We start from the raw sequence: 17520 nt of genomic DNA on the forward strand, positions 1-17520 counted from the left end.
ATTCATAATTATTGACAACTTTTTGAGCGAAAAAACAACATTTTTATCGGCATTGTCAATTTCTACCCAAAAGAATATAAAATACTCTTTGGTAGGGGAGTGAGGGATAAAACCATTTTGAGTAATCTTAGTATTATATAAGACTCGTATTTGATTTATAAACGGGTTTTCAGATTAAAGCCTTGTTGAAACAGTATATTTTCAAAATTTCCACTAGATTATTATATGTTTTAAATATTACTTGAATGACATCAATTGACCGTACCGCTTATCCCAAATTTAAACAATTTCCTGACCCCAAAGAACTGGCAGAACTTTACACTCCAACACCTACAGAAATCAAGTTTGTCAAGTCTAAAACCAAGAACCATGAAGGATTGCTACGGTTAATGGTGATGTTGAAATCCTTTCAACGTCTAGGATATTTCCCTCATCCTGAACAGATCCCAATTGCGGTAATTAAACATTTACGGTCGTGTTTAAAGTTACAAGACTCAGTAAAAGCAATACCCTCCGAACGCCAACGTCATACCTATAAAAATATTATTCGGGAGTATTTAGGAGTCAAACAATATGATAAAACAGGTCAAAGATTAATAGCCACATTAGTTGCAGAAGCAGCCCAAATTAAAGACCACCCTGCTGATTTAATCAATGTGGCAATTGAGGAATTAGTGAAAGAACGATACGAATTACCAGCATTTAGCACCCTTGACCGATTAATTCGCCACATTCGGTCAATGGTCAATAATCGGTTATTTACACTTTGTTCTCAAGGACTTTCAACTACCGAACAAATTTATTTAGACCAATTGCTCGTGGTGATAGACAAGGAGGAGGATAATGAAAATGCCACCCTGAATTTATTAAAATCGCCACCTAAAAGTGCCAAACTAAATGGGATGAAACTCCTGCAAAACAAGTTTGATATGCTCATGACTTTTGGAGATGCCAAGCGATTACTACAAAATATTACTCCTACCAAAGTTAGACATTTTGCTGCTTATGCTAGAACTTTAGATATCACAGAATTTCAAGATATTAATTTACCCAAACGGCGGACATTGCTATTATGTCTATTGTACGAAGCACAGGTAAAAACTCGTGATTATCTGGTTGAGATGTTTATTAAACGTATTTTGAAGATTCAAAATAATGCCAAACTGCGATTGCAGGAACTCCGGGATAAACATCTGACAGAAACATCAGAGTTGTTAGCAACATTGGGACAAGTATTACAAGCATCCAAACAAGCCAAGGAAACCAAGGATAATGCTGTATTTGGAGAACAGGTGCAGTCAATTTTGGATGAACATGGTGGGGCAGAATTGCTGATACAAAAATTAGATGAAATTGCGGCGTACAATACCAATAACTATTTACCATTAATGTGGCGGTTTTATGCTGCCAACCGCAAAGCACTGTTTAGTTTAGTGCGTTCTCTAGATATTCTCTCTACTTCTGCGGATGAATCAGTGATTGCAGCTTTGCAATTTGTGTTAGATCATGAACACAAACGTTCTAAATATTTGCCTTTTGATATCAATTTGGATTTTATTAGTAATAACTGGCGGGCGCTAGTCGTCGCCGAAATTGATGACACCGAGGTTTTGGTACGTCAGCAATTAGAAATTTGCATCTTTTACAATTTGGCGACTGAATTTAAAACGGGAGATGCCTGTGTTGTGGGGTCGGAAAGCTACGCGGATTTCCGCGAACAATTATTAAGTCCTGTTGAGTGTGAACCATTAATAAAAGATTACTGTAACTTAATTGGTTTTCCGGCTAATCCAACGGATTTTGTCGAACATTTACGCTTATGTTTAACACAAGTTGCTGAGAAAGTAGATAATATTTGTGCTGTTGATAAACAATTTACAATTAATAAGGAGGGCGACCCTGTATTAAAGAAACCACCATCATTTACTCAACCCCCAGAGGTGGATTTATTGGAGTCGAAAATCCGGGCGCTGATGCCGGAACGGAGTATTTTAGATATATTGTGCAATGTTGAGCATTGGTTAAATTGGACTAGACATTTTGGTTTGATGTCGGGAAGTGAAGCCAAAATATCTGACCCAGGGGAACGTTATATTTTTACTACTTTTGGTTACGGTTGCAATCTTGGACCTAATCAAATGGCTCGTCATTCGGGGGGTATGGTGACTGCCCATGAAATTTCTTATACTAACCGTCGTCATGTTAGTGCTGCCAAGATTGAAGCGGCAATTCGGGATGTTATTAATGCTTATAATCGGTTTACTTTACCTTCTTGTTGGGGGACAGGGAAAAAGGTGGCAGCGGATGGCAGTAAGTTTGAGATATACGAGAATAATTTACACAGTGAGTATCATATTCGTTACGGTGGTTATGGTGGTATTGCCTATCATCATGTCTCGGATAAATACATTGCTTTGTTTACTCACTTCATCACTTGTGGGGTTTGGGAAGCGGTTTATATTTTGGATGGGTTGTTGAAAAATCTTTCGGATATTCAGCCGGATACGTTGCACGCAGATACTCAAGGTCAGTCTGGACCTGTGTTTGCTATTTCCTATCTTCTGGGTATTAAGTTGATGCCACGTATCCGTAATTGGCAGGATCTTAGTTTTGTGCGTCCTGGTACGGATGTGAGCTATCAGCATATTGAGCCACTGTTTAAGGGTGTGGTGAATTGGAGTTTAATTCAGACTCATTGGTCTGACATGATGCGGGTGGTGCTGTCAATTAAGGCTGGGAAGGTGATGCCTTCGACGTTGTTACGTAAGTTGGGGAGCTACAGTCGCAAAAATCGTCTTTATCAAGCTTTTCAAGAGTTAGGTAAGGTGGTGCGGACTATGTTTCTGCTGGATTATATTTCTAATGTTACTTTGAGACGGGAAATTACGGCGGTAACAAATGTTGTGGAGATGTATAATGGTTTTCTGGATTGGGTATTTTTTGGTAAGCAAGGGATGATTACTGAGAATGATCCGATTGAGCAGGAAAAGCGGTTAAAGTATTTGGATTTGGTGGCCAGTGCGGTGATTTTGCAAAATACGGTGGATATGTCGTTGGCGATTCAAAAGTTGATGTCACAGGGTGAGGTGATTCCTATGCGATACCTTGCTGCTTTGAGTCCTTATATTACAAGACATATCAAAAGATACGGTGATTATGTGGTGAATTTACATAATATTCCTCAACCTTTGGAGTCGGCGATTAATCTTCCTCCAGAAATCTTTGAAATGTAGACACAGCAAGCGTTTCCAGACCATCTTGCAGGTTTTTACACGTATCTCGGCTCAATACCATAAGTGTGAATTAGGTCTAGATGATTTTATAGAAAACGATAACTGAAAAGTATATGCAGCAATACTTTCAGTCTATCTTGCCCCTCATAACAGCTTCGCTATATTTACCCCTTTTTCGCCAATAAATATTTGCTTCACCATGACGGGAAGTGCGATAATTGTTAATTATTGAAGGGGTTACGAGTTGCACAGCATTATTTTAGATCCACCCCTACTGCTCCTCAGTCTTCTTGTCAATTTTGTTGGCTATTTCTGCGAATTACTATCGCTTGATAACTAACTGGAAGTTTTTAACTTGTCCGCGATAGCGAAGCACTGCTCCAAACAGATCGCAGATATCCCTTGAAAATAACGATAGCGAAGCGCTCCGTAGGAATCGCTATCCAATCAACCATTTATTTCTTTAAACCTATAAGCGATCGCTTCCAATAATTTCGCTAATTCCGCCTGATTCATTTTAGAAATTTTAGACAAAATTTCTGGACTGTTATCAATGTTATCAGAATTTATTAATTGATAATTGTTTTCTCTCAGATTCACAAACTGTATCTGTGGATGATGATGCAACATGATTACCCTTTGATTAACCTAATGAGAATTAAATAAAGTCCAACTCTTGATAGATGTAATTTAATGTTGAGTTAGGCTGTTGTCACCAAAAATTGTTAGTTAATAAATCAGTCTAAATCAAGAATATCTGCTAAAAAATCTAACTTTAGATAGATAAACACATAAATTAATGAATTAATTGCAACGATAGTTATCAAAAAATCAAGAAACCTTGGCATACTCATTATTATTAATACTAGAGTCAGATTTAGAGTTAGAGTTAGATTTCTTCCATTTGCGCCCAATTGCTAATAAAACCGCTTCTATCTCTTCCGAATTAGCATTTTCGATCATTTCTATTAATTGCTGTTTTTTGTCAATGCTTGCGATCGGTTGATTAGCCAATAAACTGCAAAAATATGTCTTACTACCAGGACTTAAACGATCCATATTTTCAAGCAGTGATTCAAAAGTTTCTTGAGAAACCCACGATCTACCGCGTCTAAACTCTGTTACTTGCTGTGGCGATATACCGACTAACTCAGCCAGTTCTTTAGCCTTAATACCATACTTACTCATGGCAGTTACAAATGATTCATTAATTCTAGTCATTGATAAACCTCTATAGCTATCAGTTTTATTATTGTAAGGGATAATTTTATTTTTCCCTCAATAACATTGCTATTACTGTATTTTGCAGTATACTATAAATGGTAGTTGAATTTATTGAATTTGTCTACCAATTCACAATGAAAGATCAAACCCTTGCAACTAGACACTACAAGGGCTGAAAAGTGTTTCTTTCATGAATACCAATTCTTTTAATAGTATGACACAAATTTGTACATCATCTCTAATTCCTAAAAAAGAAATTGGACAAATAAAAATAAGAGATAAAAGTCCAAGTCACCAAAGCTATAATGAATTAAATTCACAAAAAGCTAAATCGAGTTTATGCCTCAATCATCAGCCTCTGTTAAGAGCAGGTTTAGTCCTATATGGAAATCAGGCAAAACTAAGACGATCAAGATTCCCATTATCTTGGAAGCTGATCTCAGAGCGATCGCTAAATGTCTTGATCAAGATCCATCCATTGGCAACAAAATTATCGAATACGCTCAATCACTTATTGAACCGTAGACAAAAAATTTCCCCCGTACCACAGCAAATGGTCGGAGGACAGTCCCTAGAATCAATCAAAACCTGTAGGAACAATTAAAATGCTATCTAATTTCAGTTTAGCTGTCAAGGCGGCGGGCGCATTTTTGCACGCCTTTGGAGGTGTGTAATGAAAATTAACAATTTTTACCCAATAACACCTGAAGTATCCAGAAAACTTCGACAAGGTAAATTAACTGCTGCTGAATGGAGAATCTGGAGTTATCTAATTGAGATTGATCCTTGGGGGGACATCTACAAGGATATTGATACACTCACAGTAATGGCAGAATGTGACGTAAGTAAAGCTACATTCTATAGAGCGATCGCTAAGTTAGACAAAGCTGGATTATTACCTGATTGGTTTGAAATAGAGACTTATGAAAATCCTGAGCATCAGGTAGTTCAAAGACTTCAGGCTAAATTAGGTGGTCAAACCGAAGTTGTCACAGCCATTGGCAGAATTGACCTTTTAACTGAAACAGAAATCATTGAGGTAAAACAGGTTTCTGACTGGAAAGCCGCACTAGGTCAAATTCTTACTTATGCAGGATTTTTCCCCGAACACACCAAGCGGATTCATCTTTTTGGTGACTGTACACCTCAGAAAAAAGAGGTTATTTGCTCAACTCTTCTAAGTTTTGATGTAATTGCAACTTTTGAAGGGGGTAAAGATGAGTAACGAAAGTTTTTATCCATTAACTTCCAAAACCTTGGAAAAGTTGTATCAAGCTAATTTGACTGCTGCTGAATGGAGACTTTGGAATTACTTAGTTGTAACTGATCCTTGGGGAGATAATTACAAAGATTTACCAGATACTTTAACCATCATGGAAAAAGTGGGAATCAAAAAAAGTACCTTTTACGCTGCGATCGCTAAGTTTCAAAAGTTCGAGTTATTCGATTTTCAAGACAAAGGCTTTGCATTTCGCAATTTACAAGGAGTTCCAAAAGTTCGGAACACTGTCCAAGATTCTGGAAGTTTTTCCGAAATCTCGGAAAGCATTCCGAAAAAACGGAAACCTAACCGAAAAAACGGAACACTTTCCAAAAATCTGGAAAATCAACCTCCAGAACCCGCGCCCAGCAAGGCTTCTGAAGTCTCTCATACTATTCAGACTTATCAGACTTACACAGACTCTCTCTCAGAAAGCGAAAGAGAGAGTTTTTTGGAGTTTGGTAAGAAAAAAGCTTCTGAACTGCCCAAGCCACCAACTTTAATCAGCAACTGGATTAAAACTCATTGGGAAGACCTGCGATCGCAGTGGGAGAAGTCCCAAGGTAAAGTTTCCGCCTCGCAGTCTAGCAAGTGGGATAACCATCCACAACGAAAGGAATGGCTGGAAAAAATCCGCCAACTAGGTCCGGCTGGGTTTCAGGCTGAAGATATGCCAAACCAGAAAATTAGACGAGAGTTTTATGTTTGGGCTGATGCTAATAATTTAATTTGGGGGAATGAAGCATGATTAATGATTTACCTCAATTTGACAGATTACCTTTAATTACCCAATTAGAAGAAGCAGAAAAGGAAATTTTTCATCCTCATTGGAATTGTTTTTGCTGTCAAGATAGCGGATTTATACAGCCTCACCTAGTGAAAAAGATTATTCCTGACTACAACTACAACCAAGATAAAAATGTAGCTTGTCAAAATCCATCTTGCAAATCTTTTCATCAGAAATGGGGCAACATCAACCTTGAAAATTTTGACACTCGCTTTTTACCAGCAATTTGTCAAAAACTGGATTTATTAAACCGAGAAACTTGGCGTAATACTGTACAAGTTCAAATTGATACTCGCTGTTTATCTCAAAAAATGTCAATAAGAAAGGTTGATAGAACTGAAAACGAAAACAAAGAAGTACAGGAGCGCAAACGAGAAATAGAAGCTATTCCTCATGAACAATGGATGTCAATAAGAGAAAAATATCTTGGTGGACAGTCAGAAGATTCTAATGTTGCATAATTGCACTTTTTGGTAGTTCAAAGATTAGAGGCTAATAGTCATGGCTAAATCTAAAAACACTTCTGTATCTAATTCTGAACCCCTTTTATTTTCAACTGAACAGTATTCTAGCGAAATAGGTAATCTAAAACGATTGCACCAATATGATCCGTATTGGAATGAAATTGTTCTAGATTCTAGTGAATTTTTAGAAGAAAATAAACAGGGAATTTCATTATCTCAATTATCCCAACTACCTACTGAAGAATTAGTCAAAGAAACTGAGAATAGTTTTACAGTAGGACAGCGGATATTTTCTAAAAAAGAGAATCTCAAGGGAGCGATCGCTAAAGTAGGTAAATCAGGTTTTACGGTTAACTGGGACGGGTGGGTAACAGTCTCTTATTCGTTTACACAAATTGAAGAATTGCAACTATCGAAAATAGAGGAGTTGGATTCATGCTTACTCACGCCGCACTCTTCGCAGGAATTGGTGGATTTGAACTGGGAATTAAATCCGCAGGAGCAAACATTCAAACCACAATCTTTATCGAAAACAATCCAGAAGCCCAACGAGTCCTTAGATATAGATTCCCCAAAATTGCCATCCACTCAGATATCAGAGACTGGCAACCAGAACCAGGACAATTTAACCTGTACACAATTGGATTCCCCTGCACAGGTACAAGCATTGCCGGAAATGGATCAGGGCTTGAACATCCAGAATCAAGAATGTGGTTTTATGCCCTCAGAGCAATCGCTACAGGAAGACCTGATTTCATTGTTATTGAAAACCCCGCAGGACTTATCAGAAACGGACTTAGAGGGGTTCTTGGAGGACTGCGAATGGTTGGATATTTCTGGGAAGATCCGCAAATCATATCAGCAGCGGAACTCGGAGCGCCCCATGAAAGAGAAAGGCTGTTCATTGTTGCCTACCCCAACGACGTATCCCAAAGGCTCAACGGGGTGCAGACCGGCTGGCACGAACAGATTAGAACAGAAGTTGCGGCCATTCATAGCCAAGGGGGACAAACTACATCCATCGGTGGCAGGGTGGATGATGGGATTCCCGATTGGTTGGGTGGAGTACCCATTAGCGGACACTGGCGAGATGCTATCAGTGCAACTCCCGTTTATCCCGCTACAGGACACCATATTAAAAACAGACGGCACTGCGTTGACCTCTACGGACGAGCAGTTACACCTCAACAAGCAGAAATTGCCCTCAAACGAGTCTGTTATCTCGCAGAATTCGCTGGAATTGCTTAATCAGGAGTCAGAATTATTAACCCCGACAACTCCGACAACTAACAAAATTAAGGCAATTACTCTACATCAACCTTGGGCTTCTTTGGTAGGTAAGTATAAGCATTATGAAACCAGGGGTAAAGCTACTAATTATCGGGGGAAAATAGCTATTCATGCAGCTATTAGGCAAGAAACAACGGATTATCAAGTCAATGAATTATCTGATTTGTTGGTAGGGGAAGAAATACCTTTTGGATCTGTGGTAGCAATTGGTGACTTAACAGACTGTATCAAAATGACTGAAGAATTTATCAGTCAACAAAGTGCAACAGAATTAAGGTGTGGACTGTGGGAAGTTGGTCGCTATGCCTGGAAATTGGAAAATGTAGAAATATTTGATGAACCAATCCCAGCGCGAGGTATGCCTGGAATGTGGGAAATTGAATTACCAATTACCAAACCGCAATTTAAACCTGGTGAGTACATCCTTAACGGCAAGGTTGGGGAAATTATAGAAGCTAGTCCAGGAGAATACTTTGTCGTCAAATACGGTAATGAGTAAGTAAGTCGGCCCAATAAAATCGATATATGTTTAGTTTTGTAAAAACCGTGAAACACCCTATTTATAAGGTATTCGTTAATTTATATTTCGTTACATAGATTGATTTTTTAACGCCGACCTACTTATGCTGATCTCAAGTGCTACTTTTGGGGTCAAGATGATGAACTAATAAATCAGCTTGCGATTCCTACGGAGCGCTTCGCTATCGCACCTCAAGAGTTAGTTGAAAAATTCTTAGAGGAAACCTTAACTACTGAGAAATTCGTAAGGGAAAATAACTTATCCACAGGTGCGGAAGTTTCTCTCACGAATGATGAGACTGAACAATTCGTAAGGGAAAATAACTTATCCACAGGTGCGGAAATTTCCCTCACGAATGACGGGACTGAACGATTCGTAAGGGAAAATAACTTATCCACAGGTGCGGAAGTTTCTCTCACGAATGATGAGACTGAACAATTCGTAAGGGAAAATAACTTATCCACAGGTGCAGAAATTTCCCTCACGAATGACGGGACTGAGAAATTCGTAGGGGAAAATCAATTATCCACAGGTGCAGAAATTTCCCTCACGAATGACGGGACTGAGAAATTCGTAGGGGAAAATCAATTATCCACAGGTGCAGAAATTTCCCTCACGAATGACGGGACTGAGAAATTCGTAGGGGAAAATCAATTATCCACAGGTGCAGAAATTTCCCTCACAAATGACGGGACTGAGAAATTCGTAGGGGAAAATCAATTATCCACAGGTGCAGAAATTTCCCTCACGAATGACGGGACTGAGAAATTCGTAGGGGAAAATCAATTATCCACAGGTGCAGAAATTTCCCTCACAAATGACGGGACTGAGAAATTCGTAGGGGAAAATCAATTATCCACAGGTGCAGAAATTTCCCTCACGAATGACGGGACTGAGAAATTCGTAGGGGAAAATCAATTATCCACAGGTGCAGAAATTTCCCTCACGAAAAAGAAAAAAATTGCTTCTGGCAGTCTTGCACCATTTATAGAAAATAAAAAACTCAAGGACGGTACAATTGCTACTTATCCTAAAGTAAGTGGTGAAAGAGATCCTTTAAATCATCTGCATTGGCGATGGGGGTATTATTATGAAATCAAGATTGATGGAGAATGGAAAAACCGTAGTTTAGCTACACCTGCTCGAATAGTGCCACAAGTCAAAATAATGATCGAGAATGATTATCCTGTTGAGGAAATCAAGAATTTTATTCTACATTCCAAACATAAAAAAGGAGGCAACAACAGCTAATCCTGTTTAACTTCTAACTGGTAAATGGGAGCATCCCAATTATGCAGTAAGTATAAATGCTTAGAGACTTCAGAAAGAATAAAAGGCAAAATAGCCAAAAAGTGATGAAGAGAAAAAAAATGACCCCTGAAGAAACGCAGAAACTGAATGAACATATCAAAGGCATTTCAGAAATTCTCATCAATAATACAGCTATTGAAAATCTAAAAGACTTTGAAAGCATAGAATTGATTGTGCGAGAGCATATGCTAAACAACGTCAGTCCAGTGGTAGCCAGTTTTTTTTTGAAACAGCAACGGGAACAACTGTGGGAAGAACCAGGGTTGTAAATAGTATTATCGGAAAGGTAAAAATCACCTCTAAACAAGCCGGAGAACTGGGATTAGAGAAAAATAATCGGTTAAGTCCATATCTGGAGAAGTGCTGTTTAAGATTAGTAGCTAATGAATCTTTTGAACACGCTGAAGAAGATATAAAGATGACCACAGGGATGGAAGTCTCAGGGAGTAGTCAACATAGGTTGGTACAAAGATATGAATTTTCTGCTCCACAAGGAAAAGGAATCATAGAGGCATTGAGTGTAGACGGAGGAAATGTCAGGTTGAGAACACCGTTAGGGCAAGAAAGTATCTGGCAAAATTACAAAGCAGTCAGCTTGCATGGACAGATATGTGCTGCATTTTTTCGAGAAAATGACCAGTTATTATCTTGGACAAATTCCCAACCGTTAGGCAAGGTCATTACCTGCGTAGGGGATGGTCATGATGGGATCTGGAATTTGATAACGCAGATAGGGGATAGTTTTCAGCGAAGAGAAGTCCTTGATTGGTATCATTTGGTCGAAAATTTAAATAAAGTCGGGGGGTCAAACAAGCGCATCAGAAGAGTCGAAAGTTATTTATGGGATGGGGACATAGAAATGGCCTTAGCGGAGTTTAAAGGGTCTCAAAACAAGGCCGTGGTGAATTTCCAGAATTATGTCCAAAAGCATCGCCAGAGAATACCAGACTACGGTTTGTATCAAGATTTAGGAATTTGCATTGGTTCAGGGAGTGTGGAGTCGAAGATTAAGCAGATTGGAGCCAGGATAAAAATAACAGGAGCGCAATGGAAGGCAGAAAATGTTTCCCAGATTTTGAACTTGCGTTGTGCTTATCTCAATCAGGCTATTGCTTGAGTATTTATACTTATTACATTATTGGGATGCTCCCTAAAAGCACCACCTTTGTTTGTTGCCTTTTCCCAATACCTGAAATTTCTGATTTTTGATATCTAGGTCTGATAAATTCAGTGCTAAAAGCTCTCCTATTCTACATCCTGTGCGATGCAATAGATGAATTATTGCTGATAGTCGCAAGTCATCTTTGGTTGCTGTATAGAGGATATTTAGCTGGTCTGGTGTTAGATATCTTATGAGAGTATCGCTTTTATGTTCGCCTTTTTCTCGTTGTGGGGGACGCTGTTTTAATCCCTGAATTGGGTTGATTTTTATATACTCTTGTTGGACGGCGAAGTTAAATAGACTTTGCAGTATTGCTTGATGCTTATGGTGGGTTGTGTATTTTAAATGTGAGAGGCTATCTAGATACTCTATTAATGTTTGCTTACTGATTATTTCGATTAGCCAACTTCCATATTCTGCTAGGAAGTTTAAGAGGGTTAGTTCGTAGGTTTTAATGGTACTGGGTGCTAGTCCAGTCCGTTCTAAAAATTTGACGGCAACGGTGGCTAATGTGACAGCTTGCTTCACGGAAATTTGTGTGTTTTTAGCAAGGTTATTTATTCCTAAATTATATATCTTTTAGGGAGAAATATTGGCAGTGTTTTATGGATACTTTTAAAACTCCAAAACCTGGAGAATCTCTGTCCGACTATGTTTTGCGGATGAGAAAGGAACTCAATTTAACTCAGTTTGAGGTGGCGAATGCGGCTGGTGTTCATTCTCGCTCTGTGGGGAAGATTGAACGGGGATTGACAAGGAAACTTAGCCATAAAACTCTTGGCGGTCTTGCTTTGGCTTTGTCTGTGCCTGTTGAGTATTTGCAGGCTGTTGTCAGGGGAGAAGAGGTTCTGGTAATGGCAGCGATTAAGTTTTGCCCCCAATGTTGGAATCCTGGTGGCGTTGTGGATTCAATGTGGGGAAATGTTCGGGCTAGGTTTTGTTATCTATGCGGTACGCAATTACGGTCTAGTTGTGCTAATTGTGGTGAGTTGGTGGTGTCGTTGAGGTATAAGTTTTGTCCTCTGTGTGGAAAACCTTATAAGGATGGGGGGAAAAATTGTTGAAAGCTAGACACAGTAGGCATTTCCAGACCATCTTGCAGGTTTTTACACGTATCTCGGCTCAATACCCATAACCCCACAAATGCGTCGGGTTGCTCTGTCACTTAAGCCAACCTACAAAAAATGGACAAGGTATTGAGTGATGAGACAAAATTAATTACTAAACATCTAGCCCCAAATCCTTATCTAGCAAAGGATTTATAGATAAATAATATATGTTTTCTGTGTTTTCTCCAGATGTAAAAGTTTAAGTTGGGAAATGTTGGGATAGTCGAATCCTGGAGTCTCCCAATCATGAATACCAACTGTATCCACACATCAAAAGCATATATCATCACATTTTTTTTGACGAGTGTAGCAGTTGCGAACTTATTTATCGCTGGAAAACCGGCTCATGCTCAGTTTATTGGTACTGGTTCTGAGTCTAGAGCTTCCGCGGCAGTTACTAGTATTTTATCAAATGGTACAACTAACAGTTTTGCCTCCGAAGTTGTATTTCCACAAGGTTCTGTCAGTCCTAGTGGTAGTCTGAAATTCAAAATTATTTATGGTTCTGTAGGACATGATCCCAGTCAGTTGGTAATTACGAAAGGATATATGAATGCTGGAACTATGAATTATACAGATAACACCATTCAAGCTGCTATTGCTCGCGCGATTCATACTGCTATTAATGAGCATCGCTTAGGTGACGTTATCGGCATTGTTAAATCATGGCAAAGTGGTGGTTCTGCTGCTCTAGACTAAGGGGCTTCCAAAAAATAAAATCCCCAATGGTTATCGTCTATGGTGTGCCAGTATTTTTGATGAGCTAAATTAATGCTCCCAGTCTGTCTTTTAGCCTATCTTCTCAACCGAAGATAGGTGATTCTATCTAATCGGGAGAAGTCCCCAGTAGTTCCAGCATCTGAGACTCTATAATATGAAGCCCTGATAATAGGGTTAAGGTCTTTAATTAGTTCTGCTTGAGAACATAGCCTTGAACTATTGTACAAAAGTTCAAAAATATAAAAGTTCAAAAGTTCAAAAATATAAAAGTATAGTAATATAATTATAGTAAAGTATTTTCATATTTAAATACAATCATATTATGTCAAACACGCCAACAGTGGTTAGCTTGGGTTTAGCTGGAGGGCAGGGGAAATCGACAGTAGCACTGATGCTAGGGAGATATTTAGGGAAATTAGGAATTCCCGTCTTGTTTGTCGATGCAGACCCCCAATCCAGCTTGACTAGCTTTCTGGGGGTAAAAGTAGAACCTAATACCCCAACCCTACTGGAAGTTTTGACTCAGCCAGAGGAAAAAACGAGAATTATTGATGCCATTGCCTCAGTGCCAGACGGACAAATAGGAGAACGCAGCATTAGCAATGCCAACTTGTTTTTGATTCCTGCCGATGATGGACTTGAGAGTGCTAATTACAAACTGGCATCTAGCGGACTGAGCTTATTTATCCTCAGAAATCGCCTGCAACCAATCATCAATAACTTTGGCGTAGCAATTGTAGACCCACCGCCAGAGAGATCACACTTAGCACAAACATCCTTGGGGGCAGGTGATAAGTGGGTAATTCCCGCCGAATCTAACGTCAAGGGAGTGCAATCGCTCTTGCGAACCTTAGAACTAATCAAAGAATTTAAACCAGCACTCCCCTATGGCGAACTGCTAGGCGTAGTCCCATTTCGCGCTCGCTGGACTGGACTACATCCGACAAAAGCCACCCAATCCAGCATTGATACCATGCGGCAGTTAGTAAAAGATGAATTAATGTTGCCCCATATATTAGAGTCAGATGTGTACAAAAATGCTATCAATTATCGGGTTAGCCCTTCAGACTTAGGACAAGTATCACTTGAGTATGCAATTCAGATTTTAGCACAACGGTTAAAACCAGCCTTACTAGAAAAATATGCCAAATTAATCCCCACAGAAACAGCTTAATTATCCTTACTAAAAAGCACAACCTCAGAACATCAACAGGGCTTTAGTCGCTGAATTTCCCTACCACTTACCGAGAAGTTTATGAGTAATTTAAACGAGAATATTAATAACATAAATATGTTAGAAGAAATCCGCCGTAGAGCCACTCAACCAACAGTGCCATCACGGCAAGATGTACTAGTACAGAGCCAGCCAATTACTCCAGATCCTCAAATAGCAGAGAACTCTACCGTTGTTAATAATCAAGGGTCAGAACTAAAACAACTAGCCGAGAAACTAGCCAGCTTTCCCGAAATTTCCCCACGTATCCCAGTCAGATTAGAAGTGCCAATCAAAGAAGAAATAGACCAACTTTGCGCTCAAGAGAAAATAACCATTGAAACCTTATTAGAGGCTTTTTATATCACCTGCAAAGACAAAGATCCTGTGATCAAACAAGTCCTAAAAGAAGCTAAAAAAAGACTGAGAAATCGCAAAGAAGCAGGTAATATTCGCTCCAGCATTACTCGTTTAGCTAATTTGACTAAAAGACAAAAATAGCAGCAGGCTTGTGACGGATAAGTAGTCGGACAAAATTAAATTCACTTGTTGAGAGAGGGAACAGAAAAATCGGTTGTGTAATTAATTCTGTCCCATTACTTAAATCAGATGTAAAATCTATTTTACATTTTCTATTATAATTAGAGAAAATAATGTCAACAACTTTGACATCTGACCAGACACAGCCCTTGAGCGATAGCGAAGCGCTCCGTAGGAATCGCTGCGCTCTCTCCGAGACGCTCCGCAAACGCCGAAGGCATCGCTCTTAAAAACCTACCATGAAAGAAATCATTGCAGCCAACCTGCTCCGCTACCGTAAAAGTCTAGGCTTATCTCAAGAGCAACTTGCAGAACAAGCCTCTGTAACTCGCCAGAGCATCAATAACTACGAAAACGCCAAAACCTTACCAGACAGCAAAATCCTCTCCGCCCTGGCTCGTGTTTTCGGCGTGACACTTGATGAGCTACTACGTCCCCCCAGCGAAGGACTGCCCAACTTCCGCTTCCGCGCCCATGCCTCCTTTGACAAAAACCCCCAATTTGCAGCCCAAGTATTACGAATGCTGCCAACTTATAACGCCCTAGAACAAGCCGTTGGCTTACCGACCTACACCCCAGAAAGTACACCTTGCCACCAAGTAGAAGGCAACGAAAAGCGCATTCAGGCAATAGCAGCTTTATTTCGCCATCGCCTGGGCTTGGGAGATGCCCCCATTGCCAACCTGTTTCAGTCTGTAGAAGAAATCGGCTTAAAAGTTTTACGCCAACCCATTCCCATCAAAGGTTTCTTTGGTCTGAGCGCTTGCAGTGATATTGAAGGTGCATTTGTCTTAGTCAACACCCATAACATCACCATTGAACGTCAATTGTTTACCCTCGCCCATGAAATTGGACACCTCATCTTTCACCGCGTAGAGTACCAAGACACCCTGATTGAAGAAGGAACTAAAGCAGAAGAAAAAACACGCGAACAGGTAGCTGATTACTTTGCCAGTCACCTACTGGTTCCCCAAGCTGAATTTGAACGGATGTATGCACTTACCCAAGATATTGTCAAACTCAAACGGCATTTTCGGGTGAGTTACCTAGTCATCTTAAATCGTTTAGCAGCAATGGGAATCATTGACTTGGCCAAAGAGAAAGCCAAAATATCTGCAATTTATAAAAAGCAACATGATGGTGCATCTTTGCAAAATTTAATGGAATTACCCCCAGCCCTAGCAGCAGCAGAATATCCAGAAAATGAACGTTATGAATTTCTAATTTGGCAGTGCTTAAAATTGGACAAGATTTCCGCAATCAAAGCCGCAGAACTGCTCAATTTAACTGTGGAAAAACTGTGGGTGCGTCATCAAGAGAATGAAGTTTATGCAGTTGCTTAATGGCACAATTCTCGACGCAACAGCACTGATTGATTTTTGCTGGCTGAACGAGTGGAGATGGCTACAACAGCACTATAGTCCGTTGTACATTGCCCAGGAACTTTTAGACTCAGATCAACTAGAACTACCCACTCGCCAAGCTGCTCACCAATACTTAACACCTCTAAATCTTTCCACAGCAGAAATGTTTACCAGTTTTCTAGAATTTAGTGTCAGAGCGCCGCTCTTAAGTATTGCAGATAGGTCTACAATAGCCATTGCCCGTCATCAATTGTTGATTTGTGCTAGTGATGACGGGCTAGTTATTAAAACCTGTGAGGCATACAACATTACCTACACCAGAACACTGCGGTTATTAACGGAGATGGTGTATACAGAATACAAAACAGTGATAGAGGTAATAGCAATGGCTGATAAATTAATCCAGGAACGCGGTAAACACATTTCTGCCAAGGTTTTGACAGATTGGAAAACAAGTTTACAGAAATCTGGTAACTGATATCAGCTTCGATATCAAAACAGGTAAATACAGATATAGCATTGCCTTCTTGACACCTGACAACTTCCGCAAAGAGTATTTAGTTATTTCGGGAATGTTATTACTTTATGTTTTATGATAGACGTTATTGGAAAGATACAGCAGCCGTGGGGTCAAGCGGTCGAAAATAACTAGGAGAAGCAGTCAGCAAAATCTCCACACAGTAGACCGCATCAGTGCGAATTTTCCGCTTCTGCTCGTACTGCCCAATCTTCGCTAACACCAAATCCTCTAACTTTTCCTCCCTGTCAGTATTGCCAATAAACCTAATATTTTGCTGATTGGGGTCAGCATTAAGCGTTTCTTGCTGTCGGGATGTGTGGGCAGCACTTCCAGCAATGTTGGCTCGTTTCAATTTTTTCACTCTGGCGATGGCATAAGCCATATCAGAAGCCTCCAAAATCTCAGTTCCTCACCAATTTCACACAGGCGACAATAGCGAAGCGCTTCGTAGCGATTCCTACGTAGCACTTTGCTATCGCTAAAAAAGCCATCAACAAAACTTACTCATAGGCTTTTTGTGCCAAACACAGCCAGTAATTGCCTACAAAAACCCACTCGTTGCTTTCAAACCTAAAAAACCGTAGTAAGTACAACTATTTTAATCCACTCAACTGTATTCCTGTTGGTAACAATAACTTGGTGCAATTTCAGCACAGGTTTAGCACAATTTTGGTGCAAATCCTGCACAATTTAACTGACCCTCAACATCTATCTCTTGACAGTAAGTTACATCAATTGTTGTGAAAATAGCCAAATTTATGTGCTAGAAAAGAGATAATCCTGTGCTAATTCATCTCACAAT

At 39.7% G+C, this 17520-nt stretch carries 19 protein-coding genes; 14 read left to right on the forward strand and 5 right to left on the reverse strand.

The window, feature by feature from the left end; all coding sequences use genetic code 11:
• Nucleotides 1–245 precede the first annotated feature (245 nt).
• On the forward strand, nt 246–3233 hold the full coding sequence (locus BMF77_RS24925; RefSeq protein WP_148762638.1) for a Tn3 family transposase: 2988 nt from the start codon (nt 246–248) through the stop codon (nt 3231–3233).
• 447 nt (nt 3234–3680) lie between these two features.
• Here the strand turns inward: BMF77_RS24925 and BMF77_RS24930 are convergent, their stop codons facing one another.
• On the reverse strand, nt 3681–3863 hold the full coding sequence (locus tag BMF77_RS24930; RefSeq protein ID WP_148766612.1) for a hypothetical protein: 183 nt from the start codon (nt 3861–3863) through the stop codon (nt 3681–3683).
• Between the two features lie 201 nt (nt 3864–4064).
• Nucleotides 4065–4454: a helix-turn-helix transcriptional regulator gene (locus BMF77_RS24935; RefSeq protein ID WP_148766614.1), complete on the reverse strand. Its 390-nt coding sequence runs from the start codon at nt 4452–4454 to the stop codon at nt 4065–4067.
• Nucleotides 4455–4796: 342 nt separating this feature from the next.
• Between BMF77_RS24935 and BMF77_RS24940 the strand changes: the two genes are divergently transcribed.
• The 7 genes from BMF77_RS24940 to BMF77_RS24970 all read left to right on the forward strand — a co-directional run bounded on the left by BMF77_RS24940 (nt 4797) and on the right by BMF77_RS24970 (nt 11207).
• Nucleotides 4797–4982 carry a hypothetical protein gene (locus BMF77_RS24940; protein WP_148766616.1) on the forward strand — a complete coding sequence of 62 codons (186 nt, stop codon included), beginning with the start codon at nt 4797–4799 and terminating at the stop codon, nt 4980–4982.
• A 148-nt stretch (nt 4983–5130) separates the two neighbouring features.
• Nucleotides 5131–5682: a hypothetical protein gene (locus tag BMF77_RS27530; RefSeq protein ID WP_210422268.1), complete on the forward strand. Its 552-nt coding sequence runs from the start codon at nt 5131–5133 to the stop codon at nt 5680–5682.
• Nucleotides 5675–6466 (forward strand): hypothetical protein, encoded by a 792-nt coding sequence (locus tag BMF77_RS24950; protein WP_148766618.1) that lies wholly within the window; start codon nt 5675–5677, stop codon nt 6464–6466. Before BMF77_RS27530 ends, BMF77_RS24950 begins: the two co-directional genes overlap by 8 nt.
• The gene (locus BMF77_RS24955) at nt 6463–6966 is read left to right on the forward strand and encodes a hypothetical protein (RefSeq protein WP_148766620.1); all 504 of its coding nucleotides are present in this window, start codon (nt 6463–6465) and stop codon (nt 6964–6966) included. Before BMF77_RS24950 ends, BMF77_RS24955 begins: the two co-directional genes overlap by 4 nt.
• Nucleotides 6967–7404: 438 nt before the next feature.
• Nucleotides 7405–8217, forward strand: a complete 813-nt coding sequence (locus BMF77_RS24960) for a DNA cytosine methyltransferase (protein WP_148766622.1) — start codon at nt 7405–7407, stop codon at nt 8215–8217.
• Complete coding sequence (locus tag BMF77_RS24965; protein ID WP_148766624.1) at nt 8210–8758, forward strand: hypothetical protein; 549 nt, start codon at nt 8210–8212, stop codon at nt 8756–8758. The genes BMF77_RS24960 and BMF77_RS24965 overlap by 8 nt, the downstream gene beginning before the upstream one ends.
• Nucleotides 8759–10149: 1391 nt before the next feature.
• A protein-coding gene (locus BMF77_RS24970) for an ISKra4 family transposase (protein ID WP_148761479.1) occupies nt 10150–11207 on the forward strand; the annotation gives its coding sequence in 2 pieces (ribosomal slippage) (nt 10150–10303 and nt 10303–11207; 1059 coding nt in all).
• A gap of 33 nt (nt 11208–11240) precedes the next feature.
• On the opposite strand, the gene BMF77_RS24975 is transcribed toward BMF77_RS24970, so the two are convergent.
• A complete protein-coding gene (locus BMF77_RS24975) occupies nt 11241–11780 on the reverse strand; it encodes a tyrosine-type recombinase/integrase (RefSeq protein ID WP_148766626.1) in 540 nt (179 codons plus the stop codon).
• 77 nt (nt 11781–11857) lie between these two features.
• Here BMF77_RS24975 and BMF77_RS24980 point away from each other — a divergent pair, with 77 nt between their 5' ends.
• Together BMF77_RS24980 and BMF77_RS24985 are read left to right on the forward strand one after the other, a co-directional pair.
• Nucleotides 11858–12316 carry a helix-turn-helix domain-containing protein gene (locus tag BMF77_RS24980; protein WP_148762642.1) on the forward strand — a complete coding sequence of 153 codons (459 nt, stop codon included), beginning with the start codon at nt 11858–11860 and terminating at the stop codon, nt 12314–12316.
• A 291-nt stretch (nt 12317–12607) separates the two neighbouring features.
• Complete coding sequence (locus BMF77_RS24985; RefSeq protein WP_148766628.1) at nt 12608–13060, forward strand: TEK-like protein; 453 nt, start codon at nt 12608–12610, stop codon at nt 13058–13060.
• Between the two features lie 95 nt (nt 13061–13155).
• Here the strand turns inward: BMF77_RS24985 and BMF77_RS29130 are convergent, their stop codons facing one another.
• Complete coding sequence (locus tag BMF77_RS29130; protein WP_371735144.1) at nt 13156–13332, reverse strand: group II intron maturase-specific domain-containing protein; 177 nt, start codon at nt 13330–13332, stop codon at nt 13156–13158.
• A 71-nt stretch (nt 13333–13403) separates the two neighbouring features.
• Between BMF77_RS29130 and BMF77_RS24995 the strand changes: the two genes are divergently transcribed.
• The 4 genes from BMF77_RS24995 (at nt 13404) to BMF77_RS25010 (ending at nt 16676) form a co-directional block, all read left to right on the forward strand.
• Nucleotides 13404–14255 (forward strand): ParA family protein, encoded by an 852-nt coding sequence (locus BMF77_RS24995; RefSeq protein WP_148766632.1) that lies wholly within the window; start codon nt 13404–13406, stop codon nt 14253–14255.
• Nucleotides 14256–14336: 81 nt separating this feature from the next.
• Nucleotides 14337–14795 (forward strand): hypothetical protein, encoded by a 459-nt coding sequence (locus BMF77_RS25000; protein ID WP_148766634.1) that lies wholly within the window; start codon nt 14337–14339, stop codon nt 14793–14795.
• A gap of 278 nt (nt 14796–15073) precedes the next feature.
• Nucleotides 15074–16177, forward strand: a complete 1104-nt coding sequence (locus tag BMF77_RS25005) for an XRE family transcriptional regulator (protein ID WP_148766636.1) — start codon at nt 15074–15076, stop codon at nt 16175–16177.
• A complete protein-coding gene (locus BMF77_RS25010) occupies nt 16164–16676 on the forward strand; it encodes a hypothetical protein (RefSeq protein ID WP_148766638.1) in 513 nt (170 codons plus the stop codon). Before BMF77_RS25005 ends, BMF77_RS25010 begins: the two co-directional genes overlap by 14 nt.
• A 124-nt stretch (nt 16677–16800) precedes the next feature.
• Here BMF77_RS25010 and BMF77_RS25015 read toward each other — a convergent pair whose 3' ends face one another.
• On the reverse strand, nt 16801–17100 hold the full coding sequence (locus BMF77_RS25015; protein WP_246863030.1) for a plasmid recombination protein: 300 nt from the start codon (nt 17098–17100) through the stop codon (nt 16801–16803).
• Between the last annotated feature and the right edge of the window lie 420 nt (nt 17101–17520).

Origin of the sequence: Dolichospermum sp. UHCC 0315A (assembly GCF_008121535.1) — a bacterium.
GTDB classification, from domain to species: domain Bacteria; phylum Cyanobacteriota; class Cyanobacteriia; order Cyanobacteriales; family Nostocaceae; genus Dolichospermum; species Dolichospermum lemmermannii.